The organism is Pseudomonas sp. B21128 (assembly GCF_044218865.1).
In the GTDB taxonomy this organism is placed as follows: Bacteria; Pseudomonadota; Gammaproteobacteria; order Pseudomonadales; family Pseudomonadaceae; genus Aquipseudomonas; species Aquipseudomonas iridis.
This window is the reverse complement of the sequence record NZ_CP162590.1, coordinates 626654-649634: the sequence shown is the minus strand read 5'-3', so window position 1 is coordinate 649634 and position 22981 is coordinate 626654. Positions and strand designations below refer to the sequence as shown.

At 58.1% G+C, this 22981-nt stretch carries 17 protein-coding genes; 8 read left to right on the top strand and 9 right to left on the bottom strand.

The features are described from left to right. Nucleotides 1-20 precede the first annotated feature (20 nt). From AB4P91_RS02835 to AB4P91_RS02820, 4 genes are all read right to left on the bottom strand, one after another. Complete coding sequence (locus AB4P91_RS02835) at nucleotides 21-1772, bottom strand: molecular chaperone (RefSeq protein WP_150596056.1); 1752 nt, start codon at nucleotides 1770-1772, stop codon at nucleotides 21-23. A gap of 65 nt (nucleotides 1773-1837) precedes the next feature. After that, nucleotides 1838-2698, bottom strand: coding sequence for an archaetidylserine decarboxylase (gene asd / locus AB4P91_RS02830; RefSeq protein WP_150594021.1), 861 nt, complete (start codon nucleotides 2696-2698; stop codon nucleotides 1838-1840). An 18-nt stretch (nucleotides 2699-2716) separates the two neighbouring features. Next, nucleotides 2717-3532 carry a thiosulfate sulfurtransferase gene (rhdA, locus tag AB4P91_RS02825; RefSeq protein WP_150594022.1) on the bottom strand — a complete coding sequence of 272 codons (816 nt, stop codon included), beginning with the start codon at nucleotides 3530-3532 and terminating at the stop codon, nucleotides 2717-2719. 42 nt (nucleotides 3533-3574) lie between these two features. Next, complete coding sequence (locus AB4P91_RS02820) at nucleotides 3575-5113, bottom strand: HDOD domain-containing protein (protein ID WP_150596058.1); 1539 nt, start codon at nucleotides 5111-5113, stop codon at nucleotides 3575-3577. 166 nt (nucleotides 5114-5279) lie between these two features. On the opposite strand from AB4P91_RS02820, the gene motA reads away from it, so the two are divergent. Together motA and motB are read left to right on the top strand one after the other, a co-directional pair. Further along, complete coding sequence (gene motA, locus AB4P91_RS02815) at nucleotides 5280-6131, top strand: flagellar motor stator protein MotA (RefSeq protein WP_150594024.1); 852 nt, start codon at nucleotides 5280-5282, stop codon at nucleotides 6129-6131. Between the two features lie 3 nt (nucleotides 6132-6134). Beyond that, nucleotides 6135-7202, top strand: a complete 1068-nt coding sequence (motB, locus tag AB4P91_RS02810) for a flagellar motor protein MotB (protein ID WP_150596059.1) — start codon at nucleotides 6135-6137, stop codon at nucleotides 7200-7202. A gap of 239 nt (nucleotides 7203-7441) precedes the next feature. Here the strand turns inward: motB and AB4P91_RS02805 are convergent, their stop codons facing one another. The 4 genes from AB4P91_RS02805 to rsgA all read right to left on the bottom strand — a co-directional run bounded on the left by AB4P91_RS02805 (nucleotide 7442) and on the right by rsgA (nucleotide 10539). After that, nucleotides 7442-7927, bottom strand: coding sequence for a toll/interleukin-1 receptor domain-containing protein (locus tag AB4P91_RS02805; protein WP_150594026.1), 486 nt, complete (start codon nucleotides 7925-7927; stop codon nucleotides 7442-7444). Next, nucleotides 7927-8886, bottom strand: a complete 960-nt coding sequence (locus AB4P91_RS02800) for a caspase family protein (protein ID WP_150596061.1) — start codon at nucleotides 8884-8886, stop codon at nucleotides 7927-7929. Before AB4P91_RS02800 ends, AB4P91_RS02805 begins: the two co-directional genes overlap by 1 nt. Nucleotides 8887-8888: 2 nt before the next feature. Further along, nucleotides 8889-9296 (bottom strand): TIR domain-containing protein, encoded by a 408-nt coding sequence (locus tag AB4P91_RS02795; protein WP_395604278.1) that lies wholly within the window; start codon nucleotides 9294-9296, stop codon nucleotides 8889-8891. Between the two features lie 211 nt (nucleotides 9297-9507). Beyond that, complete coding sequence (gene rsgA / locus AB4P91_RS02790; protein WP_042557374.1) at nucleotides 9508-10539, bottom strand: small ribosomal subunit biogenesis GTPase RsgA; 1032 nt, start codon at nucleotides 10537-10539, stop codon at nucleotides 9508-9510. A gap of 107 nt (nucleotides 10540-10646) precedes the next feature. Between rsgA and orn the strand changes: the two genes are divergently transcribed. The 6 genes from orn to AB4P91_RS02760 all read left to right on the top strand — a co-directional run bounded on the left by orn (nucleotide 10647) and on the right by AB4P91_RS02760 (nucleotide 21843). Then, nucleotides 10647-11189, top strand: a complete 543-nt coding sequence (gene orn, locus AB4P91_RS02785; protein ID WP_150594029.1) for an oligoribonuclease — start codon at nucleotides 10647-10649, stop codon at nucleotides 11187-11189. Between the two features lie 82 nt (nucleotides 11190-11271). Continuing rightward, the gene (locus AB4P91_RS02780; protein ID WP_150594030.1) at nucleotides 11272-11883 is read left to right on the top strand and encodes a trimeric intracellular cation channel family protein; all 612 of its coding nucleotides are present in this window, start codon (nucleotides 11272-11274) and stop codon (nucleotides 11881-11883) included. Nucleotides 11884-12062: 179 nt separating this feature from the next. Next, nucleotides 12063-13094, top strand: a complete 1032-nt coding sequence (locus AB4P91_RS02775) for a hypothetical protein (RefSeq protein WP_395604277.1) — start codon at nucleotides 12063-12065, stop codon at nucleotides 13092-13094. A 186-nt stretch (nucleotides 13095-13280) separates the two neighbouring features. Next, entirely contained in the window at nucleotides 13281-15662 is a 2382-nt protein-coding gene (locus tag AB4P91_RS02770; RefSeq protein WP_395604276.1) for a hypothetical protein, read from the top strand. A 337-nt stretch (nucleotides 15663-15999) separates the two neighbouring features. Further along, the gene (locus tag AB4P91_RS02765) at nucleotides 16000-16986 is read left to right on the top strand and encodes a hypothetical protein (protein ID WP_395604275.1); all 987 of its coding nucleotides are present in this window, start codon (nucleotides 16000-16002) and stop codon (nucleotides 16984-16986) included. A gap of 84 nt (nucleotides 16987-17070) precedes the next feature. Then, the gene (locus AB4P91_RS02760; protein ID WP_395604274.1) at nucleotides 17071-21843 is read left to right on the top strand and encodes an RHS repeat-associated core domain-containing protein; all 4773 of its coding nucleotides are present in this window, start codon (nucleotides 17071-17073) and stop codon (nucleotides 21841-21843) included. Nucleotides 21844-21871: 28 nt separating this feature from the next. Here the strand turns inward: AB4P91_RS02760 and queG are convergent, their stop codons facing one another. Then, nucleotides 21872-22945, bottom strand: a complete 1074-nt coding sequence (gene queG / locus AB4P91_RS02755; protein WP_150594035.1) for a tRNA epoxyqueuosine(34) reductase QueG — start codon at nucleotides 22943-22945, stop codon at nucleotides 21872-21874. Nucleotides 22946-22981: the final 36 nt, after the last annotated feature.

Here is a 22981-nt window from a genome sequence, read left to right as displayed (position 1 = left end):
GCCGATTTATCGTCGAATACCTAAAGCGACTTCCACAATGAATCAAAATCCTCCTCGCTCCCGCCATTTTGCGCAGGCTCCAGCGAGCGATAAGCAAACTGATTGAAGCTGTGCGTACTCGCGACCCGTCGGTCCAGCCCGGCGCAGTGTTCCTCGCCATGGGTGTTGATCAGCACTTTGCTGCCTTCCTGAAACGGCAAGCGCGGTGCCAGTAACGTAGCTGGCAGATCGATCGCGCTGATCTGCGGCAACAGCAATCCTCGTAAGTATTGGCTGTGATCGTCCCGCGAGCGCACCAGTTGCAGGCCGCACGGCTCGGCATGCGGCGCCACCAGTTCGATGCCCATCTGCGTGCCGCTGCCGCGCACCTGACGAATCCAGCGAATCACCGCAATGCTCCAGCCAAGACTCACGCTGTCCTGAATCCCGAGCATTTCGCCGGCCTGCAACTCGGCCGGCGCTTCTTGCGGCCAGCCCAGGCAATACCCGCCGGGGCTGTGATTGATCACCGGCAACGCATAAGTCGGGTAGTGCGTTGTGCTGTCGGTGCTGTTTTCGTCCTCGAGCAGACGGTCGTACTGGATTTCTTCGTAGGGTAAAAACTCGTCAGCCTTGCTCTGCGGCGCGGCGTCGAACGCCTGGCTCCAGCTGTCCTTTTCACCCTTGGCGACGACGCTGCTGAAGTTTGCTGCATGGGTGCGAGGATGTTTCAGCAGATCGCTGAATGTACGCTCGCCACCCAGAAAGAAGTGCAGGGCGCTCATGCCGACGCACACAGTCAGGCTGCCCTGACCCACGGTACGCTGAAAACTGCGCTCGGCCGCTTGACCCCAGGTCGCGTGCAAATGCTGCAGGGTGTCGAAACTGAGTCCCGCCGGGACGGGCAAAGGCGTGGAGGTGTCCTGACGCAGCAGCTGCGCTTCGATGGCATTCACCAATAGCTTAGGGTCAAAGCCGAGCAGTCCGGCCTTTTGCTCGCTGCGGAACATACTGCGATAGCGCGGACCGGCGTCGATTTCTGCGCTGACCGCAAACAGGCCATCGTCCGGGCTGCCGGGATGGAGCTTGAGCAGCGCGCTCCACGACTCCAGGACTTCCGCGAGCCGCGCGATCTGGTTCTGGCGCAGTTGATTGCAGCGCGCACTGCCCAACAACAAAGTGGCGATGTAAGTCTGTTCGACGCTCAGGTCGGTTGTCAGGCTGGCGAGATCATCGTGTACGCGACGTTGTTGCAGCTGCAACGCACACGCGGTGCGATACAGCTGATGCAGCTCGAACCACAGATGCTCCGGCGGCGAACTGTATAACTGCGTCGCGCGCACCAGTTGTCCTTTGAGCGCATGGGTCGCCCGTTGCAGGGCCAGGCTGAGCAATGCCGCACGATCTTTGCTGTATTTCGGCGCGATGCGCAGCACGATCTGCTTGTAGCCGATGGCCAGATGACTTTGCAGTGCCTGGCACAGGTTGCTGACCTTGCGTGACCGCTCGTCGAGCATGATCGCCTGATGCAGAAAGTGCCGTTCCAGATGCTGGCAGACGAAATACACCTCGGGCCGCAGCAGCTCCAGCAGTTGCAGGCGATTGTCGCTGGGGGTCAGCAATTGGTTGAGTTCGCCGAGGCCTTGGTACAACTGACGGGCCGTTTCGCCGATGTTGGCCTTGGGCAGGCCGGCGATCCAGCGCTTGAGATCGCGCGCAGTGGCTTCGCAAAACGACAGGCGCGTTTGCGTCGGGGTAGTGGCGCGTAGCTGGGGGGAAATGGTCTGGCTCATGCCAAAAACCATAGCAGCAATTGCAGCAGTCTGTGGGAGCCGAGGCGGCTCCCACAGCGTGAGCATCAGGCTTTCGGCAGTGCCAGACCCTGGCCCATTTGCACTGGCGAGCCGGCAACCAGTTCTTCGACCCACTTCACTTGATCAGGGCCGAACAGCACGATCGCGGTAGAACCAAGCTTGAAGCGACCCAGTTCCGCGCCTTTTTCCAGATGAATCGGCGCACGGGCGGCTTCGTCGTAGCGGAAGGTTTTCAGCTCGCGCTTCGGCGGGGTGACCAGGCCAGCCCAGACGGTTTCGATCGAAGCAACGATCATTGCGCCGACCAGCACGACAGCCATCGGTCCGCGCTCGGTATCGAAAATGCACGCCACACGCTCGTTGCGGGCGAACAGCTCCGGGACGTTTTCGGCGGTGGTCTGGTTGACCGAGAAGATCCGGCCGGGGATATAAACCATTTCACGCAGGGTGCCGGCCAGCGGCATGTGCACGCGGTGGTAGTCCTTCGGCGACAGGTAAATGGTGGCGAAGTCGCCGCCCATGAACGGCGCGGCATTGGCAGCGTCACCGCCGAGCAGTTCCAGCACGCTGAAGCTGTGGCCCTTGGCCTGGAACACGCGACCGTGTTCGATCGGGCCGAGTTGGCTGACCGCACCGTCGGCCGGGCTGAGGATCGCGCCCGGGGTTTCATCCAGCGGCCGCGCGCCGTCTTTCAGGGCGCGGGTGAAGAAGGCGTTGAAGTGCTCGTAAGCGGTCACGTCTTCAACCAGCGCCTGCGACATATCAACTTGATAGCGCTTGGCGAACCAGGTAGTGAAAGCATTTTTGAACCAGCGCACGCGGCACTCGGCAATGCAGCCGGCCAGGCGTGACAGCAGGTGATGAGGCAGCAGGTATTGGCTGAGAATAAACAGACGCTCTTTCATTAGTTGTCCTTAAAAACCTTAAATCTCGACTGGCGTGTCAGGGTGGTTGCCCCATTCGCCCCAGGAACCGGCGTAGCCTTTGACCCGCGGATAACCGAGGGACTTGGCCACCAGATAGGTGAAGCCCGACCGGTGATGGGTCTGGCAGTGGGTAATGATTTCTTTGTCCTTGGTGATCCCCAGGTCTTCGAGGATCTGCGGCATGTCAGTGCGAATGCGCAACTGCCGCGCCTTGTCCATGCCGGCAGTCCACTCGAAATTGACCGCGCCGGGAATATGGCCTGCCTTGGCAGCCAAAACCTTCTCGCCGGAATACTCCAGCGGCCCGCGTGCATCCCAGATCGCCAGATCGGCAGCGCCGAGGCGGCTTTGCAGGTATTCGCGAGTGGCGGTCGGCTCTTCATGCAGGGTCAGGGCGACCGGGCCGCCGACGGCGGGTGGCACCTGGATCGACATCGGCGAACCTTCCGCCAGCCAGGCCGGCAGACCGCCATCAATATAGTGGTACTTGTCGTGTCCGATCACGTCGAGCAGCCAGATGAAGCGCCCGGCCCAGCCACCGCCCTCGTCGTCATAGACCACGTAGACCGCGTCCTTGCGGTGGCCCAGCTCACCGAACAGCGCTTCCAGATCGGCTTTCCCCGGCAGCAGCCCCGGCGCCGGCGGGTGGCCGAGCTGGGTGCGTTTCGGGTCGACAAAGCGTGCGCCGGGCAGATGACCCTCGGCATAGCGGGCGGGACTGGTCAGGTCCACCAGGATGAGTTCGCTGGCATCGAGGCGAGGGAGCAGGTCGCTCGGTTCGATAACGAGCGGCAAGCCAGAGAAGTCAGACATGTGAGGTCTCCAGAGCACAAAGGGGGGGATTGTAGCGCAGCCTCACCGGCCACGGCTGCTAAAGCTGTGCAGGGCTTTTTCGATGCACTGCGCGGTTTTGCCAAAGGCTTGCACGGTGATGTCGGCGAACGGCCCGCCGCCCTGATCGGCGACGACGATCATGATCACCCGGCCGTTATTGACCAGTGAACGCAGGAACAGATGCTCGCCACGAAACAGCGTGCGCAGGCCCGGCGGCAGCAGTGCGGAGAATTGCGCGTTGTTCTCTGGATTGATCCGCACCTGTGCCTGCTGCGCGAGCAACCGTTGCAGGACTTTGCTCTGGCTGACGACAAAATTCAGCGCGGCAGCCTCTTTCGGCAGGCCAACCGTTTGGTGCACGCGCAGATTGGACTGCGTGCGATCAGCCATCAGGATCATCACCCGCCGCATGCCGCTGGCCACCAGTGCATCGCGCGCGGCGACGGTCAGGCTCATGGCATTGGTGAAGCGACTCGGTTCGGCCAACAGTTCGGCGCATTGCCGGCGCCACTGGGTCAAATCTTCGGCATTGGGCGCCGCAGCAGGCAGCATGCCAGCGGGCAAGCGACGCGTACCCCACGGCCACAGCAACGAAACTGCCGGGTGCCACAGATCAGGCATCGCATGCTGGCGCGCACTGTTGGCGGCTTGCTGGTGCAGTTGTTGTTGCACCTCGTCCATCGAAATCTGTAGATAAAGACTGGTCAGGTACTGCCAGCGCTCACTGTGCGGGCTGTCCCACGCCTGCTGCGCCGACAGCGCCAGGCCGTTGGCCAGCAACACGGTATTGGCTGGCTGATTGAGCCAGCGGCGCAGAGTCGGATCATCGTCCAGACGGTTTTGCTGGCGCAGCGGATGCTCGCTGTCGCGCGCGATGCGCAGCACTTTGACCAGTTCGCGTTGCTCGCTGAGCAACAATCTATAGCCCTGTTGCACCCAGATCGGCAGATGCCAGACGGTGACCAATGCTTCAGCAATTTTCAGCAGACGCACGCCAAACAATTGCTTCTCGACAGTGCGCGCCGATTCACCCTTGTGGATAACGCGCAGCTCCCACTCTTCAAGTAATTGCGGATAAGTCAGCGCCAGCGGCCACAGCGGCGAGAGGAACAGCAGACTGCCCCAATGAATGTCCTGCCACAGCCGCGCCAGGCGACTGGCAAAAAAACCGTTGGCCTGTTGCGTGGCGTGCTGGCTGATCATTTGCAGTTGGCGCAGGGCCTTGGGGATCTGCATCTGCGCAACGGCGGGCAGGCGCGCGAGCAATTCTTCGGTGCGGGCGAGGCCGAGTCGATTGATCGCCACTTCCAGATTTTCTGCCGGCGTGGCCATGTTGCCGTGGGTGTGACGATTGGCCTCACGGATGATGCTCAAGGCCAGCGCCGGGCTGTCCTGCATCAGGTCGGCAATGTCGCGAAGCGAGCTGCGATTGTCGCGGATCGCGCGGCAGACCTTGTCGTGCGCCTCCTGCGGTACGGGCAGCAGGACGCTGTCGAGCAGTTTTACCCAGCCCTCGAGTGTGGTCGGTTGTGCGTGTGGGACGTTCGTTTCATTAGCCATGTCTGGACGAGATCTTCACTGACTGTAGACGCGCCCGGCATGGGCTAAATTGGCTTTTCGCCTGAACTGGCTATAGTCTGGCGCAGTTTTGCCGATAAGTAGAAGAAGAGATTTTTTAACTTCCGAATATGACCTTGAACCCGACTTAAATAAGTACTTTCTACCTATGGCTAAAATTATCGGCATCATCGTCGTATTCGCGAGCGTGCTCGGCGGATACGTGCTCTCCCACGGCAAAATTGCGGCCCTGATCCAGCCTTTCGAGGTGTTGATCATCGGCGGTGCTGCACTGGGCGCTTTTCTCCAGGCCAACCCCAGCTATATGACGATGCACGTGCTCAAGAAATCCCTGAGCATGTTCAGTTCGCGTTTCACCCACACGTTCTATCTGGAAGTGCTGGGGCTGATCTACGAGATCCTCAACAAGAGCCGCCGCGAAGGCATGATGGCCATCGAGGGCGACATCGAAGATGCCGCCGCGAGCCCGATCTTCGCCAAGTACCCGGCGGTGCTTAAAGATGAACGCATGACCGCGTTTATCTGCGACTACCTGCGCATCATGTCCTCCGGCAACATGGCTCCGCACGAGCTGGAAGGCCTGTTCGACATGGAGCTGTACAGCCTCAAGGAAGACCTCGAGCACCCATCTCACGCGGTGAACGGCATTGCCGACGCCATGCCGGGTTTCGGTATCGTTGCGGCGGTACTCGGTATCGTGGTGACCATGGCCTCCCTGGGTGAAGGCGATCAGAAATCCATCGGCCTGCACGTTGGTGCCGCACTGGTCGGTACCTTCTTCGGTATTCTGGCGGCGTACGGTTTCTTCGGTCCGTTGGCGCATTCCCTGGCCCACGATGCCAAGGAAGAGCTCAACGTCTACGAAGCCATCAAGGCCTCGCTGGTGGCTTCGGCTTCCGGCATGCCGCCATCGCTGGCGGTCGAGTTCGGTCGCAAGGTTCTGTACCCGGCGCACCGTCCAAGCTTTGCCGAGCTGGAACAAGCGGTTCGCGGTCGATAAGTCATGGAAAATAATCAGCCGATTATCATCAAGCGCGTCAAGCGCATAGCCGGCGGGCATCACGGCGGGGCGTGGAAAATCGCCTTCGCCGACTTCGCGACGGCAATGATGGCGTTCTTCCTGGTGCTGTGGCTGTTGTCCACTGCAACGCCGGAACAGAAGATCGCCATCGCCGGTTACTTCAAGGACCCGGTCGGCTTCTCCGAAAGCGGTACGCCGTACATCATCGATCTGGGCGGTACGCCGACGCTGGCGCCGGAAAACACCCTCAACCCCGAGGTGAAGTCTCAGCCGCAACCGGACAAGGTCACCGTCGACACCGAACAAGTCGAAGGCATGGCCGAAATGGTCGAGAAAGAACGCCTGGAACTGTTACTGCAGGAACTGCAGAACAAGGTCGACGAGAACCCGCAGCTGCAGAAATTCAAGGACCAGATCCTCTTCGAGATCACGCCGAACGGCTTGCGCATCCAGATCATGGACGCCGAGAACCGGCCGATGTTCGACTCGGGTTCCGCGCGCCTGAAACCTTATTTCGAAGACATCCTGCTGGCCATGGCCGACACCATCAAAGCGGTGCCGAACAAGATCAGCATCAGCGGCCACACCGACGCCAAGCCGTATATCGGTAGCGGCGACTACGGCAACTGGGAGCTCTCAGCCAACCGAGCCAACGCTGCACGGCGTGCGCTGATCGCCGGCAGTTATCCAGACGCGCAAGTGGCGCGGGTGGTGGGTTACGCCTCGTCGGCGTTGTTCGACAAGGAAAAACCGTTCAACCCGATCAACCGTCGCATCGACATCGTGGTGCTGACCAAAAAGGCTCAGGCGGCCATCGAAGGTGCGCAAGGCCCCGACGCTGCGAAGCCGGCCGAACAAGGTCAGAATGGTGCCGCGCCGGCAACCCCGGTCGACCCGAACGCCTTGCCGGCGGACCAGCAGCCGGTGCCTGCGCACGAGTTGCGCGAACGGCTGAACCTGTTCGACGACGCCGCGCCCAAGCCGGCTGAGCCGGGGAGTGCGCCGACCGCACCACCAGCCACTGCACCGGCCCCTGCGCCGAAGCAGTGATTCACAAAAAAGCCGCGAGATGATCGCGGCTTTTTTGTGTCTATGATCGGCTCCCTTTCCCCCTCACCCCAGCCCTCTCCCCCCGGGGGACGAGGGGGAAAGGGAGCCGATCTTCATGCGGTTCAAAACCTGAGTTCGACTCGGTGTTTGACGGCGGCGTAACTCGAACACCCACCTCGGTCAGCCCTCTCTCCCTTTGGGAGAGGGCTAGGGTGAGGGCTTTCGAGGGCGATGCGTTTTCAGAATCCGCGCCGAATCCGGTTCTTCAATTGTTCGTGGAACATGTCGGCATTGCGTTTGTAGCTGCCCTTGACGGATTCACTCATTGATTCCAGTGACATCGACCGCTTGTTCGACACCTCCTCACGATACGCATCAATAAAGAAATCCAGATCACTTTCCGTGCTCAGCTTCGGCCATTTGTCCAGATACAGCGGTAACTCCGCTGGCCCGGTCCTGAAGGAACAGATCCGCCGGTTGCTGATGGTCGCTTCGCCGATTTCAAACGGCACCCACCACGACAACGCGGTTTTCTCCGAAACCACTGCGAGCAAGTGCGTGCATTCGGTGATGTTGCGCGTAATGACCCCGGTGATGTCATCCGTGGTCTGCGATTCCAGGTCCAGCACGTCAAGGTAAGTCTTGATGTTGGCCCTGATCAGGCGGCTGTTGATGGCCATCGCGTACGCGCGATCCATGTGGCGGTAGCTGATGAAGACTGGCATCAGAAATGTCCTTTGAGGGCGAGTTCGCGGTAATAGGCGCCGAGGGCGGTGAGTCGGCAGCCGGTTGAGTGGATGGCCGCGTAATACATATGTTCGGCGTCCATCGGTTCGATCAGGCTGTGGCGGTTGCACTTTTGCAGTTGGGCGAAGACTTCGCCGTGTTCCGGCTGGAAAGTGGCTTCGGTGGGTTCGTAGCTGGGATCGAGCGGGAAAACCGACTCCGCTTCGGAAAACCATTCAGGGAGTTTGCGCAGGATTTCCTTGGGGATCAGCGGCGAGACTTCACGCAGGGAAATGAATTGCGACACGTTGGTCTTGAACACCGGGCGCTGTTCCCAGGCGTCGAGCGCATTGTCGACGAAGGAATAGAGGCTGCCGGGGGTGATCTTGCCGAGGATGTTGGCTGCGCCGCCATGCAACGCCTGCAACAGAAGCCCGGTGAACACACCGTGTTGCGCGCCTTCCAGGGCCGACTCTTCCTTTTTGCACGCGGTCAGGATGGTCATGCCTTCGCCGACCACGCTGCTTTCACTGCGCAAGGCGCGCACCTCGCCGGCCGCGCCGCTTTGGCAGCAGTCGAGAATGATCACCTTGTTCTTGATCCTGGTCGCTTTGGCTGCCCAGTTGAGGATGTCGCTGATGCGGATGCCATCCTTGGTGTTGCGGTAATCCTGCGGCAACAGCATGCCTTCATCATTGTCAGTGTCGAAGCCGCCATGCCCGGCGAAGTACAGCAGCGCGACGTTGCAGTCGCCGGAAAACAGTTCGCGCATCTGGTCTTCGAGTTTCTCCCTGCTCAAGTGATCCTCGGCGGACGTCAGCACCACGTTCTTGAAGTTGGGGTCGCCATTGGCGTCGGTTTTCAGTACGGACGCCATGGCCATGGCGTCATTGCTGCACCCGCTCAAGCGCGAGATGTGTTTGTAGTCGTTGATCCCGATAAACAGTCCCTTGCGCATGATTACTCCGCCGTATGCAGACGAATCGCGCTGATAATGCTGTTGGTGTTCCACGCGCACTCGGCCTGTGCGGCGTTGCGCACCACGGTGGAAATCCGCTCGGCGCCAAACGGTTTGATTGCGATGATTACCTTGCCCATCCGCTTGGCGATCTCGATCTCCTTGTTGATCCACTTGCTGTAGGTCGAATACATCCCGGCCATGATCAGCACTGCCGAGCAGGGCCGGATCTTGTCTTCGATGGCCAGTTCAAGTTGCTTGTCGGTTTGCGCGCCCATGATCGGGTTGTGCGGCGGTACGGAAAAATTCTTGAATGTGAAATCCGCCTGAGCGCCGAGCAGGCGTACCAGATTGTCGTGGGCATGGGAGTAGTTCCACGAATGACTGATGAACAAATGGTAGGTTTGCATGGGGTTCCTCGGAGGTCGCGAAAGTGCGGACGAGGAACTGAATGTAGGCATCTGGGAGATGCCTACAAGATGTGTGCGGCAAAAGAGAAATGTCCTGCAAGCAGGCGTGTGCAGGCCTTACAGAAAATTCTGATGTTTAAAAAACAGGGGGTTTGTAAGGGCGGGTCCGACAACCGGCAGCACCCGAGACAGGCGCTGCCGGCTTGGCTGTTTAATAGCCGCTTTCAGGCAGACTGGCGATGATCGAGCGATAGCTGTTCATCCGTTGCTGCTGCACGCGGCCATCTTCCAAGGCCTTGAGCAGTGCGCAACCCGGTTCGCGATCGTGCTTGCAGTCGCGGAAGCGGCAGGTGCCGAGCAGGTCGTTGAACTCGATGAAGCCGGCTTCGACGTCGGCGCGGCTGACGTGGCCGAGGCCGAATTCGCGGATGCCCGGGGAGTCGATCAGTTCACCACCGCCGGGGAAGTGGAACAGACGCGCGGTGGTCGTCGTATGCGTGCCCTGGCCGGAGAGTTCGGACAGCGGCCCGACGCGGGTTTCAACCTCTGGCAGCAGGCTGTTGACCAGCGACGACTTGCCGACGCCGGACTGGCCGACGAACACACTGATGCGCCCATCGAGCTGCTGTTGCAGCTGTTCCATACCGTTGCCGTGGTGCGCCGAAACTTCCAGCACCGGATAGCCGAGCGTGCGGTAAACCGCCAACAACGCGTTCAGCGCCGGGGCGTTCTGCTCGTCGATCAGGTCGAATTTATTCAGCAGCAACAGCGGACGGATGCCAGCGTGTTCAGCGGCGACCAGGTAGCGGTCGATCAGGTTGGCATGCGGCTCGGGCAGCGGGGCGAACACGATGACGATCATGTCAACGTTGGCGGCGACCGGTTTGAGCTGGCCACGGCTGTCCGGGCGGCACAACTCGGTGGTGCGCGGCAATTGCGCGACGATCACACCGATGCCCTGGTTGCCGGCACGCCACACGACGGTGTCGCCGGTCACCAGCGCCGGCAGGTTGGCGCGTAGGTGGCAACGGAACACCTGGCCGGCGAGTTCGCCGTCCTTGGCCTCGACTTCGACCTGCACACCGAAGTGCGCGATCACCAGGCCGGTCTGTTCCGGGCCCAGGTCGCCACCTTCAAGTGCCTCGACAGCCGAGGACTCGCGTTTGGCGGCGCGTGCGGCGCGCTCGCCCTGAATTTTTTCGATGCGCCAGTTTTGACGTCGATTGAGTTGGCGTTTGGCCATGGGTGTTCCGTCTGAAGAATGCAGCGATTAGGTAAAACGGCCGCGAGTTTAGCACGCCCGGCCACCGGCCTAAGCTAAACTGCGCAGCATTGCCTAGGAGCCCGAATATGCAGAACCCGCAGAACTTGATCTGGATCGACCTGGAAATGACCGGTCTGGATCCGGATAACGACGTCATCATCGAAATGGCCACTATCGTCACTGACAGCGACCTCAACACCCTGGCCGAAGGCCCGGTCATCGCCATCCACCACAGCGACGAAGTCCTCGCGCGCATGGACGAGTGGAACACCCGCACCCACGGCAACTCCGGCCTGACCCAGCGCGTACGTGAAAGCCGCGTCAGCATGGCCGAAGCCGAAGCCGAAACCATCGCCTTCCTCGAAAAGTGGGTGCCGAAGGGCAAGTCGCCGATTTGCGGCAACAGCATCTGCCAGGATCGTCGCTTCCTTTATACCCATATGAAGGCGCTGGAAAGCTACTTCCACTATCGCAACCTCGACGTCTCGACACTCAAGGAACTGGCGGCCCGCTGGGCGCCGGACGTACGCGATAGCTTCAAGAAGGGCGGTACACACCTGGCGCTCGACGACATCCGCGAGTCGATCGCCGAGCTACAGCACTACCGCGAGCATTTCATCAAGTTCTGACATCGGAGGACTGCGCTGCTGCCCTCTTTTGGTGCCATGGCGAAGTGAGTAGACTGCGCGCCTTCCTGCAAGGATCGCCACCATGTTGCTAATGCTCTACCTCGTCGCCATCACCGCTGAAGCCATGACCGGCGCACTGTCTGCCGGTCGTCGTGGCATGGACTGGTTTGGTGTGGTGCTGATCGCCTGTGTCACGGCGTTGGGCGGTGGTTCGGTGCGTGATGTGCTGCTCGGGCATTACCCGCTGACGTGGGTCAAACATCCGGAATATCTGGTGCTGACCTCGCTCGCCGCGATGTTCACGGTGTTCACCGCACGCTGGATGCGCCACCTGCGCTCGCTGTTTCTGGTGCTCGATGCTGTCGGTCTGGTGGCCTTCACCCTGATCGGCTGCATGACCGCGCTGGAAATGGGCCACGGCATGTTGGTGGCTTCGGTCAGCGGCGTGATCACCGGAGTATTCGGCGGCATCCTGCGCGATATCTTCTGTAACGACATCCCGCTGATCTTTCGTCGGGAGCTGTACGCCAGTGTCTCGTTTGCGGCGGCGTGGTGCTACATGCTTTGTCTGTATCTAAACTTGCCGAATGAACAGTCTATTCTGATCACACTGTTTGGTGGTTTTCTGTTGCGCTTGTTGGCAATCCGTTTTCATTGGGAAATGCCCAAGTTTGTCTACAATGATGAACATTGATGCTTGATAACATGGGTGTTGTTTTGAGTTGACAAGTGACTGCTTGTTGTTAACTTATAAGTGCATGTTTCTTACATCTTTTGCTTTGCTGCTGATTTGACGGTCATGTTATTCCTTTGCTCAATAGCTTGTTCATTGGCTATTACGCCAAGTCACTATAACGTCAAAGGAACTGCAGCATGATTGAAAATATGGGTGAAGTGCAGAGTCAACCAATTCATTCGGGTGCCATCGACGGCATCACTAACTTCAGAGTTAAGTTTGACGCCGGTGAAGCCGCCCGAAGCAAGTCTCTGTTCGGCAATGGTCGTATGCAGGTGAAAGTGCAAGTTCTGGTCTCTGCAGCTGACATCAATGGCGATAGGGTGCCGGTACCGGCTGACGTAATGAATAGCATCGAACTTATTCATTACACCACTGGCAAACCGTTGCGTGATGGCTGGACCTCAAGTACTGAGCAAGGGCGCTTTACCCTTGAAGCGCCGAATTCGGGCATTACCGCGTCGGTTCTCGAGGACGAGGAAGTGGATGACTTGCTCCATCCGCAGGTCCGCACCTTCTGGGTTTCCTCGTCCGTGGCAGGCACGACCCAAGTGGCCGCGCGCCTGTCCCTGGCCGGGCAAACGATTCGTTCCAATGCAAGTACGCTTGCCAGTATCCACGACAGCAGCGTGACCCTGGAAGCACTTCCACCTTTGTCCTATGCCATTGAACAGTTTCGCTGGAAGGCGACCCGACGCGGTAATGAGGAGCCGGGCAATCGAATCTGGAACTATTATCTCGGACTTTATCCGCAAGGGCAGCAAATCAAACTGGTTGACTGGGTGGCCGACGTACGCGCTGATACTGATCCTGTGTTTGCTGCCGCCAACAAGCTTAATGAATATGAGACAAACTTTTTTACAGCTGTTTTGGTGCGCCCAAGAGAACGCGCGTTGAGTGTCGGCCTGCCTTTCAATGGAAACTCTATAACTTACACCTTCACGGCGGATGCCATAACGCGGGAGAGAAAATTTTATCCCGTAACGGTCAATGACCGTGACGGCGAACTCACGGTGGTGCAAGGACTGTCGGTGTACTCGAGTTTGGAGCGCTCGTACAAGAATGGCAACGTATTCCCTTTTCGCGCAATCGATCAACACGGTTCGGAACATAAGCTGGCGATACGCACGGACTTCGTGTCCCGCGCCTTGAATCTGGAACGCGGGTAAGTTCAGTGTCTCTCAATTTTCATCTGATGGATGTGGTAGACAGATATACCGTTGCACAGCGTACATGCGGATAAGCTGAGCCTTCCAAACGTCAAGTATTCGAAATTAGCGTACTTGTACCTATGTCATGCGTTGACCCCGGCGTAATGCGGGGTCTTTGCAATTGCACCTCAAGGATGAGAATTCATGGCTGGCAAACCGCCAAAGATCAAACCTGCACACACTAAAAATCTCGACTTCAACGCTGGCACCCCACATCGGCCTCCGCGTGTCGATCCGCCCTTGCCATCTGTGTCGCATCGCCCGGATCCACTGCTGTCTTTCTGGAGGCCAGATTCGGCAGAAGCGGTGGAGGTCATCAGCGTAATCCCGAGCCTGATGCCGCCCGCTACGCCTGACGTCGGGAAACTCGTCGCGAAGCCGTCCTTGGAGGATTACTGGATACCCACTTCGAATAACCTCGGAAAAGCCGACGCACTGGGCATTCGGGCGTTGAAGCAACGTCAATATGTCGCCGTGGATGAGGAGCATTTTGTACAAGTGGTCAGGGACGCCGAAAGCGGGATGTTTCGTGCAGCAATCACTCGAGAGCGCGAGGCTTCCGGCCCCTTACTCGCGCCGGACAGCGAAGGCAGATTCTGGTACCCGGTGGATAGCCACTCGGCGCATGGGCGAACGGCCGCACTGTTTCACCGCATGGGATATTCCATCTACGAGTTTTCCGAGGTCACGGTCGCACGTATTCTTGCAGTGAGTGGCTTTGATGACACGCGGGCACGCCCGGTTGACGCTCGTCTGCATCCTGGCGCGCTACTTCAGGACACCCTTCGGCGATTTCGCCTCGATCAGACAATGGGCCGCACGGAAAAACAGGATCGCGCCGCGCTCTTTCAGGCGCATGAGCGCGCATTCGAGCTCGACTGCGATGAAAACACATTGCAGTTGCGACGAATTTTTCCTGAGTTGCCGAAAACCTTCGCCGAGGCGATATGGCGCACTACCAGCTCCGCCGAACGTTTGCATATGCACAACCAGTCAGGCATACCCCGGAGAGTGGCAGAGGAGGCGCTAATGGTCCTGCGAGCAATTCGCCTCGCCAGAGCAGTTGAAGGGGTTTATTTGAACGCGGTCTCCCATCCGGACAGTGACCGGTTGGCGCTGCACATGGTCGGGCGTCTCGCGGATTGGCCGCAGCAGGTTCGAATCGAGATGCGCCAGGGCGCATTCGACGGACATCTTTTGAACGCTATCGGCGATGCTCGCTCGCCGGCTCGTCACGTACTGGTTCGTCAGGATGCGGGTTATGCCGTGCAAAGCACGGACAGTCCGTCACCTCAAACGGTGAATGACCTTCCCTCGGCAGTCTGGTCCGTGTTGTCGCCTTCACAGCGAAAGGCGCTGGGCATGACAGGGGGCTCGGGGGCGTCATTACTACAATTGATCCGTGTACAACCCTTACCCTCGAACCAAGCTCTAAGCGAAGTGTTGGGGTTGGCACCGTTGCCCTATATTTATGAGGCACCTTTCGCGCCGCACCGGCAGGCTGGCCATCTGCGGGGCGGAGCCGATCACTACCCGGCAGCGCCGAAGCCTGTTGCCGATCGGGTTCGTGATCTTTACCCGGCAATTTCGGAAGACGATGTGGCGACGTTTATAAATGAGCGTTTACACAGCGATCCGCACGGCGTTTTGATTCGGCTGGAGAAAGAACTCGCAGGGCTGCGTCAGGAATTGGCGAGGTGGAGTACCGAGGAGCCTCCCCATCCGACGGGGGGCAAAGCATGGAGTGTCGACGCGCTTGCCGAGCAGGTACAGAGGCGTCAGAAGTTCAGTGCGATGCTGCAAGATATCTGGCAACGCAAGTCAGTCTCGCAATGGGGTTACGGCGACTATCAATTTTTGTCCTTCTTCGACTTTGCTGGTGAATTACCACGGTTATCCGCCAGATTCGAGTACGTAACAGAGTTAGTGTTGTCAGCGAAAAACCCTGGCGCACAGATAGGTGCATTTCTCGACAGTTTCCCCAATGTTCAACAACTCCTGGTCACTGGCGTCGAAATGAAGGTTTTTCCACCAGGGATTTTTCAGATGCGTGAACTACGTCAGCTTATGCTGCGTAATTGCTCGCTCAGGCTTTCTGAGGCAACGGCTGAGGGGTTGTCCAGGATAGAAACCATTACCTACCTGAGTCTTGAACATAATCCACTGACAGTTGCCCCGCATGTGGGCTACATGCACGGCTTGACGGAATTGATAATGCACGACGCCCACCTGTCGCAAATGCCTTCGGGAATAGGCGGGCTCAAGCAACTCAATGTGCTGTCGCTGGAGAACAACCTTATTACCGATGTGGGGCACGAGCTGCTCGATATCCCGGACACGCAAGCTCTATTTATCGACTTGACCGGCAACCCCTTGACTGACGTGTCGAGAAATCGCATCACCCAGTACCTGGAACAGGCCAGCATGGATCGGGAGATGAAAATCATAATCGAAGAGGTTTTTTCAGAGGCGGAGTCTGATTCTGACTCTTCAGAGCGTGGATACTGGACGGATTCAGAAAGTTGACCGAGTGTTAATGAAAGTAACCCCGAGGCTGGTTTTTTCTAACCAGCCTTGATCATATCCAATCGTTTAAGACGTCCAAAGCTGAACGTCAGAAGCCTGTGATCCTGGAGTTCAAAGGTCCTGGAGATCAGCGGCATAAGTCATGTTTTAACTTTGCAGTTTTTGAATGTTTAAGCAGTTGCTGTGATTCGTAAGATCTTGTTTTCATATGTTTCGTAAGTTGTGTTATCTCACAGCTTGTCGAATGTCTGAGGTTCTATTGTTGTAGTGGTTGTGTGTCAATACTCCTGGCTGCCTCGAAAGGGGCGCACTTTATTAATTTATCCGGAGCTATTGTATGCGCGACGAGTCACTTAATGTTTCTCGAATTGAAGTGAAGTTAGACTCCGCAAGGTCTGGCCGACATAAAACGCTCTACGCCAACGGTCGCATGCAAGTGCGCGTGTTGGTATTTATCTACGGCGTCGATAACGATGGAGACGGCGCTTCGTTGTATGGGCATCCCGCATTGCAGTCGCTGCGCTTGATTGCTTACAACGGCGGTCGGCCGCTTGACGGTGAATGGACCGCCTCTGTGCAGGAAAATCGCTACGCCCATGAAGTGTCCGGTGGAGCACCACGGGTTACGCAGATCCCGCGGGTGAGTGATAACCGCATCAGCGACGATGCTGATCCAGTGCAAATTTTTGAGTTTTGGGTTTCCGCTTCCAGGCCAGGCATTATGGAAGTGGCCGCCGAAATCGTCATTAATGGCGTGGTATTACGAAGCAATGGTGTTGGGTTTGACAGCAGCATCACACTGGAAGCCATACCGCCGAAAGAGTACCCACTCAACAGTTTTTCGTTGAATAAACACAATGACGCGCAGCAAAGGGCCCAATTTGATTCGGTCCAGATCTATCACATCGGCCTCCACGCCGAAGGCCGGCAAATACACCTCCTTGACTGGTATAGCAGTGAGGTGAAATTGCACGCCTATGATTCCGAAGATGCGGTGCGGGTTTACTTGTCCGGAAATATTCGCGGTACTGAAGATGGTCGCAGAAATATGTATGGTTATATGGCGCCGATTTATGGGCAGGTTGCGCGAGTTCGCAGTCCGCTGGGACCTATGACCGTGCCTATCAATGAAGTGCCCGGCAAATTAACGCTGGTTAAATATATTTCTGCCGATGCTCAGGATGGGCGCGAAAACACCAGCGCATTTGAATTTGCAGTCATCGATGAATTCGGTTCGGAGCACAGGCTGTCTCTCGATGGTGATAAAGAACTTCGCACTTTTATTCTGGGTCAGTCCAAGCGATCGATGAAGCGGCTCAGCTGACTTGGTCATGGCTGATAAGAGACTTTTTCGCCGGTCAGCCTGATTGGGGATTATCCGGATATTGCAAACAGAGAGCGTTGTTCCATGAAAAATAACTCATCTACCGCTGTTCATTCAAATGCGTTCAACTTTGGGGAGTTTGTTTCCGGAGGGGTTGATCCGCGTACCGGCATGTATACGTGCGCTCTGTCGCTGGGCAAGTTGCACTCGGCCGATCTCAATGGTCCCGACGTAACATTTTCACTGAGTTTCAATCCGCTCAATCAGGCGGATGTCGGTTTCGGTGTGGGCTGGTCTTTGACCATGACCCGTTACGACTTGCGCAGCAAAATCATGACGCTGTCCAACGGTGAGCGATATAAGGCTGTCGAGACGTCTACCGGTCTGAAGTTCAAGGAAATGAAGCTGCAAACCGCCAAAGTATTAGTGACCGGGCCTGGACGCTACGAGGTCCGGTACAAGGACGGTCGGCGTGAGCTGCTGAAAGTAATGGCGGCCGCTCAAATCGCGGTAGTGGAGAAAATAGTCGCGGCTAATGGTGTGAGCATCACGCTCAAGCATGATGTGTTCAATCAGTTTCCCGTGTTGACCGAAATCAATGATGCAAAGGAATGCCTGCTGAGGATTGCGCGTAAGGCAGGTCAGGTGACATTGACCCGGCATCCTGATACTGCGTCCAGCTCCGATTACAAGTTGATCTTGAAAAACAGTCTGGTCACGGCCATCGAACTACCGGTCGGCAAAGGTTGGGACCTGGAATATGAAGTCATTGATGGTGCGCGCTATCTGCACCGCGTCGTCAACCCATTGCGCGCTGTCGAGATCATTCGCTACAAGCAGCAAGGTCACCACTTCGTCAATGGCGTGGAACGGACACTGCCGTTTGTCATCGCCCACGATGTTTACCCAGGGCGTGGTCAATCGAGGCTCTGCAAGACGTATACGTACTCTGACCGGAACTTTCTCGGGCATGGCCTCATCCCCGCCAAAGATGACGACGGGGATCCGCTTTATCGAGCCCCTGGCACCTACGTCTACACCTCGGACGAGCAGTTGGTGGTCGGCGGCAAGTTGCACACGCTGATTAAACGTACCTACAACAAATTCCATTTGCTGGTCGCGCAAGTTACGACATGCGGTGACGCGCAGACCACTGTCGCCACCGAGTATCACTGTTCCGTCGCCAAGCCGTTCAATGAGCAGCCGGCGCAGTTCCGCATGCCCAAGGTCCATACAGTGACCTATCTTGATCGGCGCACCCACCAGCAGCGCAAGGAAACCACCGTCACCGAGTTCGACGGTGAAGGTAACTTGCTCAAGTATGTCGAGCCGAATGGGGTGACGACTGTATCGGAGTTCTATCCGGCAACCGGCGGGGACAACTGCCCGGAGGACCCGCTGGGTTTCGCCAGATTCCAGAAAAAAAGCACGGTCACCGCTGCGGCAGCGGGTGGGCCCTCGACCGTCACGTACTACGACTATGTGTTGCATCCCGCACTGGCCGGTGCGGAACTGGCATCTGTCTTACCGATTGAGGAGCGTGATTTCGAGTTGGTGCAGGGCGTTGAGGTGCTGCGCTCGAAAACCGAGCGCAGTTACCTCGATACGCCAGACGATCCGCTGAAGCACGGCGCCACGAGAGAGCAAAGCGTCACCCGAAACAATAAAACGATCCGTACGGCATTTTCCTATGAGCTTGAGGGCACCAGACTGCGGGTGATTTCCAGCACACGTGGGTTTGATGACGCCCTGCAGACCAGCGAAAAAGTGCTTTCGACGCGGACCGGATTACCGTTGGCAGAAGTCGGCGTCGATGGCGAGCGTATCGAATATGAATACGACGCGATCGGCCGGGCACTGCGCAAGACGATCGCCGCCGGTACGATCTACGCCGCCTCTACCCAGTGGGCCTATCTGGCCGCCAGTAAGCAGCAGATGGCCACGATGGTGACCACGGATTCGTCTGGCGGTGAGCAAAGAGTGGCCTATGACGGCCTGGGGCGGGTTGTCACCGTTCAGGAAAAGGACACCGACCATCCGGATAAGGAAGGGCTCATCCCGACTCGCACCCTTTATAGCGCCATGCATGATGCGGCTGGCCAGAAGGTCAGATCGACGCTGACCGACTGGCGCGATGGCAAGCCGTGCCCGGTTGTCACCCTCTACGAATTCGACGACTGGGGCCAAATCAGCAAGACGCTCCATGCCGATGGGCGCATCGAACATACCGTCGCCGATCCGGTTCTGCGCCAGCAAACGGCGTGGCTGGAGGGTCTGGGCAAAACGGTGACCCTCGTCAACGAGTTCGGCAAACCGCTGAGTGTCGAGCGCTTCAGTCTCAAGGACAAGAGCCTTGGTAAAACCGTCTACACCTATGACGGATCAGGACGCACAACCAGCCAGACCGATCCCGTCGGTAATACCACTCGATATGAGTACGACGCTTTTGACCGGTTGGTTCGCACTGTTCTGCCCGACGCCAGCGAGATGGTCACCGCTTACACCGATCACAGCGACGAGGCGGTGCCGATCAGCATTGCTGTCGATGGTCGGGTGCTGGGCGAGCAGACCTATGACGGCTTGAATAGGCTGACGGCCAGTATCGTAGGCGGACGCAAGTCCGAGGCCGGGTATGAAGCCGGATTCACGCAGCCAAAGTGGTTCAAGGGTGCAGATGGCAATAAAACCGAATTCGGCTATCTGCGCGAGCTGGGCGGTGTGCTCATTGAGCGTAAGTCGGGAGCTCTGCTCAAGACCATGGCTTACGGCCCCGCTGATGGCCAACTCGTGAGCTGCAGCGAAAACGGCAGAAAGAGTGAGTTCACCTATCATGCTTCCGGGCGCCTCAAGTCGGAAACGATTGCGTGCGGCGATATCGCCAAAACGACTTCCCATACGTATTCCTTCGCCGGGCTACCGATCAGTCATGTCGATGTTCTCGGATGCGCCACCACCTCCGAATACGATCAACATGGCCGCCTCGTCGCCACCTTGCAGGGTTCGCTGAAGACCCAGTTCCACTACGGCAGCCAGACAGGGATGCTGGAGTGGACGAAGACCGAAGAGACTGCGCTCAAGCGTCAAGTGATCACGCGGTATGCCTATGATGATCTCGGTCGAGAAAGTTGCCGTACTGTCGAGTGCAAGAGGCAGCCAGACCAGACGCTGGCGTCGACTTATACGCTGGCCGGCAAGCTGGCGCGCAAAGTGTCCAGACGTGGCACGCAACTGCTGCGCGATGAGCAATTTGCCTATGACGTGCGCGGGCGCCTGATCCAGTACGACTGCGTCGGTACCCATAAGCCGCGCGATCCCTACGGCAAGGAGATTTTTCAGCAGACATTTACGTTCGATGCTCTGGATAACATTCTTACCGTTAAAACGCGGTTTGCGCTGGGTTTGAATCTGACCACGTTCAGTTACGACAATCCGGATCCTGTGCAGGTCAGCGCCGTCAAGCATTCCCATGCCGACTATCCGGCGCCGGTAATGCTGGAATACGACGCCAACGGCAGGATGATCAAAGATGATCAGGCGCGAACCCTGGCTTATGACGCGTTTGGACGGCTTGAGACGCTGACCGACGTTCAGGGTTCGGTCATTCGTGGCTACCACTACGACGGCTTCGACCGTTTGGTTGAACTGGCGGAGCCGGGCACGCCAACGGCTCAACGTTATTACCATGGCGGGCGGGTAGCCAATGAAGTCAGTGGCCGGCATTCATCCAGCGTCGTGCGCCACGGAGGCCTGCTGGTGGGGCAGGAACAAGTCGGCCCGAACGCCACCACGCAACTGTTCGGCACCGATCAACAGCAGAGCGTATTGGTTGAGCTGAGCGATGGCGCGTTGACCGATTGCGCTTACAGCCCTTACGGGCATCGTCCTGCCGAAGGGGGGGTGTTCAGTCTGGCAGGGTTCAACGGCGAGCAACTGGATGGGGCGACTGGCCTTTATCTGCTGGGCAACGGGTACCGGGCCTATAGCCCGACTCTGATGCGCTTTCTTGGCCCCGACAGCATGAGTCCATTCGGTGAGGGTGGATTGAATGCCTACGCTTATTGCCTGGGCGATCCTGTCAATCGTGTTGACCCCACCGGGCATATGTCCTGGCAATCGATCCTGGGCATCGGCCTCAGTGTTCTCGGTGTCGTTGCGAGTGTGCTGACCATGGGCGTCGCGACGCCATGGGCACTGGCTAGCGTGGGGCTGGCCGTTGCATCTGGATTGGCGGGTATCGCCAGCGAGCTGGTCAATGAATTTGCACCGGGCTCTCCAGCCGGAGAGGTGTTGGGTTGGGTCAGTCTGGGTCTTGGGTTGGCGTCGCTGGGGACAGGTTTGACGGCGGGTGCAAAAGCAGCTGTGAATGTTGGCAGAAAGCTTTCGTCATCCTTTAGCCAGGGGCTCGCAGGAAAGGGCACCGCCAAAGCGGCAAAAGCCTGGGAAAAAGCAGCCAAGGCTGCGGCCCGCAAAGCCAACACACCGGTGGAGTTGACAGAGGATGCGCCTTGGCAATTGATCAGGGCGTCCGGTGCCGACGACGTATTGGCCGCCAACAACGCTCAAGGCAAGATCGCTCATGCGGACCGACTCTACGCGCTGATTGAAAGCGGCATCTCCCCAAGCGATGCAACCGCCCGAGTTGAAATGTTGTACACGCAGCTGAGGAGCTACGGCGGGACGAAGAGATTGATGCATGCTTATCTGACGTCGACGACGGGCCGTGGGGATCGTATATATATTCTGGAGGACAGCTCAGTAAGAGTAGCCAGAGTGCTCCAGTCAGGCGGCCATTGGAGTCCAGGCACAACCAGCAAATTTATAGCGTCGGCCAAAAACATGACAACGCCGCGCGCGTGAGCTACGAATTGAGCACTGTGCCTGCCAGTTATGCGTGCGCAGGTCTGGCGTGCTGTTCCAGCGCCCACTCCACATGCTCCCTGACCAGCTCCGACGGATAATCGCGTCGCGCCTTCAACGCTTCCAGCACCACAATCGTTGAAGGCGCATTGCCCAACCCCACCGCCAGATTGCGCAACCAGCGCTCATACCCGGCCCGGCGCAATGGCGAGCCCTCGGTGCTGCTCAAGAATTTCTCTTCATCCCACAAAAACAGTTCAGCCAGTTCGGCGTTGTCCAGGTTGTGCCGTGGCTTGAAATCGCTTTCCGTCGAGGGCCGCGCGAAGCGGTTCCACGGGCAAACGATCTGGCAATCGTCACAGCCAAACACCCGATTGCCGATCAGTGGCCGCAGCTCTTCAGGGATGGCGGTTTTCAGTTCTATGGTCAGATACGAAATGCAGCGTCGCGCATCCAGCACGTACGGGCCGACGAAGGCATTGGTCGGGCAGATATCCAGACATGCAGTGCAGCGCCCGCAGTGTTCGGTGCTGTGCGGCTCATCCACCGGCAGCGGCAGATCAACAAACAGTTCGCTCAAGAAGAAATAGCTGCCCGCCTTGCGATTCAACACCAGCGTGTTTTTACCGATCCAGCCCAGCCCAGCCTGCTCGGCGATGGCTTTTTCCAGCACCGGCGCGCTGTCGACGAAAGCGCGAAAACCGAACGGGCCGATCTCGCCTTGAATCTTGTCCGCCAATTGTTGAACACGTTTACGGATCAATTTGTGGTAATCGCGGCCCAAGGCATAACGCGACACGTAAGCTTTTTCCGGTTGGGCCAGACGTTTGGCCATCTCGGTGTCGCCCGGCAGGTAGTCCATGCGCAGGGAAACCACACGCAAAGTACCGGGCACCAGCTCTTCGGGATGCGAGCGTTTGCTGCCGTGGGCGCCCATGTAATCCATTTCGCCGTGGTAGCCGGCCTCGAGCCAGCGCTGCAAGTGCTGCTCATGCTCGGCCAGATCGAGGCCGCTGATGCCGACTTGCTGAAAGCCCAGCTCCCGGCCCCAATCCTTGATCGATTGGGCCAGGGCGGGCAGGTCTGTGGTGATGGCGGACATGAGGCGAGAGAAACCGGAGCTGAGGTGCGTATAATT

Bases quoted from the DNA above. Each gene is read 5' to 3' on its own strand.
- motA (WP_150594024.1), top strand. From the start codon at position 5,280: ATGGCTAAAATTATCGGCATCATCGTCGTATTCGCGAGCGTGCTCGGC.
- AB4P91_RS02770 (WP_395604276.1), top strand. From the start codon at position 13,281: ATGGCTGGCAAACCGCCAAAGATCAAACCTGCACACACTAAAAATCTC.
- AB4P91_RS02795 (WP_395604278.1), bottom strand. From the start codon at position 9,296: ATGCAAACCTACCATTTGTTCATCAGTCATTCGTGGAACTACTCCCAT.
- AB4P91_RS02775 (WP_395604277.1), top strand. From the start codon at position 12,063: ATGATTGAAAATATGGGTGAAGTGCAGAGTCAACCAATTCATTCGGGT.
- AB4P91_RS02780 (WP_150594030.1), top strand. From the start codon at position 11,272: ATGTTGCTAATGCTCTACCTCGTCGCCATCACCGCTGAAGCCATGACC.
- AB4P91_RS02760 (WP_395604274.1), top strand. From the start codon at position 17,071: ATGAAAAATAACTCATCTACCGCTGTTCATTCAAATGCGTTCAACTTT.
- asd (WP_150594021.1), bottom strand. From the start codon at position 2,698: ATGAAAGAGCGTCTGTTTATTCTCAGCCAATACCTGCTGCCTCATCAC.
- AB4P91_RS02805 (WP_150594026.1), bottom strand. From the start codon at position 7,927: ATGCCAGTCTTCATCAGCTACCGCCACATGGATCGCGCGTACGCGATG.
- rsgA (WP_042557374.1), bottom strand. From the start codon at position 10,539: ATGGCCAAACGCCAACTCAATCGACGTCAAAACTGGCGCATCGAAAAA.
- AB4P91_RS02800 (WP_150596061.1), bottom strand. From the start codon at position 8,886: ATGCGCAAGGGACTGTTTATCGGGATCAACGACTACAAACACATCTCG.
- motB (WP_150596059.1), top strand. From the start codon at position 6,135: ATGGAAAATAATCAGCCGATTATCATCAAGCGCGTCAAGCGCATAGCC.
- AB4P91_RS02835 (WP_150596056.1), bottom strand. From the start codon at position 1,772: ATGAGCCAGACCATTTCCCCCCAGCTACGCGCCACTACCCCGACGCAA.
- AB4P91_RS02765 (WP_395604275.1), top strand. From the start codon at position 16,000: ATGCGCGACGAGTCACTTAATGTTTCTCGAATTGAAGTGAAGTTAGAC.
- AB4P91_RS02820 (WP_150596058.1), bottom strand. From the start codon at position 5,113: ATGGCTAATGAAACGAACGTCCCACACGCACAACCGACCACACTCGAG.
- queG (WP_150594035.1), bottom strand. From the start codon at position 22,945: ATGTCCGCCATCACCACAGACCTGCCCGCCCTGGCCCAATCGATCAAG.
- rhdA (WP_150594022.1), bottom strand. From the start codon at position 3,532: ATGTCTGACTTCTCTGGCTTGCCGCTCGTTATCGAACCGAGCGACCTG.
- orn (WP_150594029.1), top strand. From the start codon at position 10,647: ATGCAGAACCCGCAGAACTTGATCTGGATCGACCTGGAAATGACCGGT.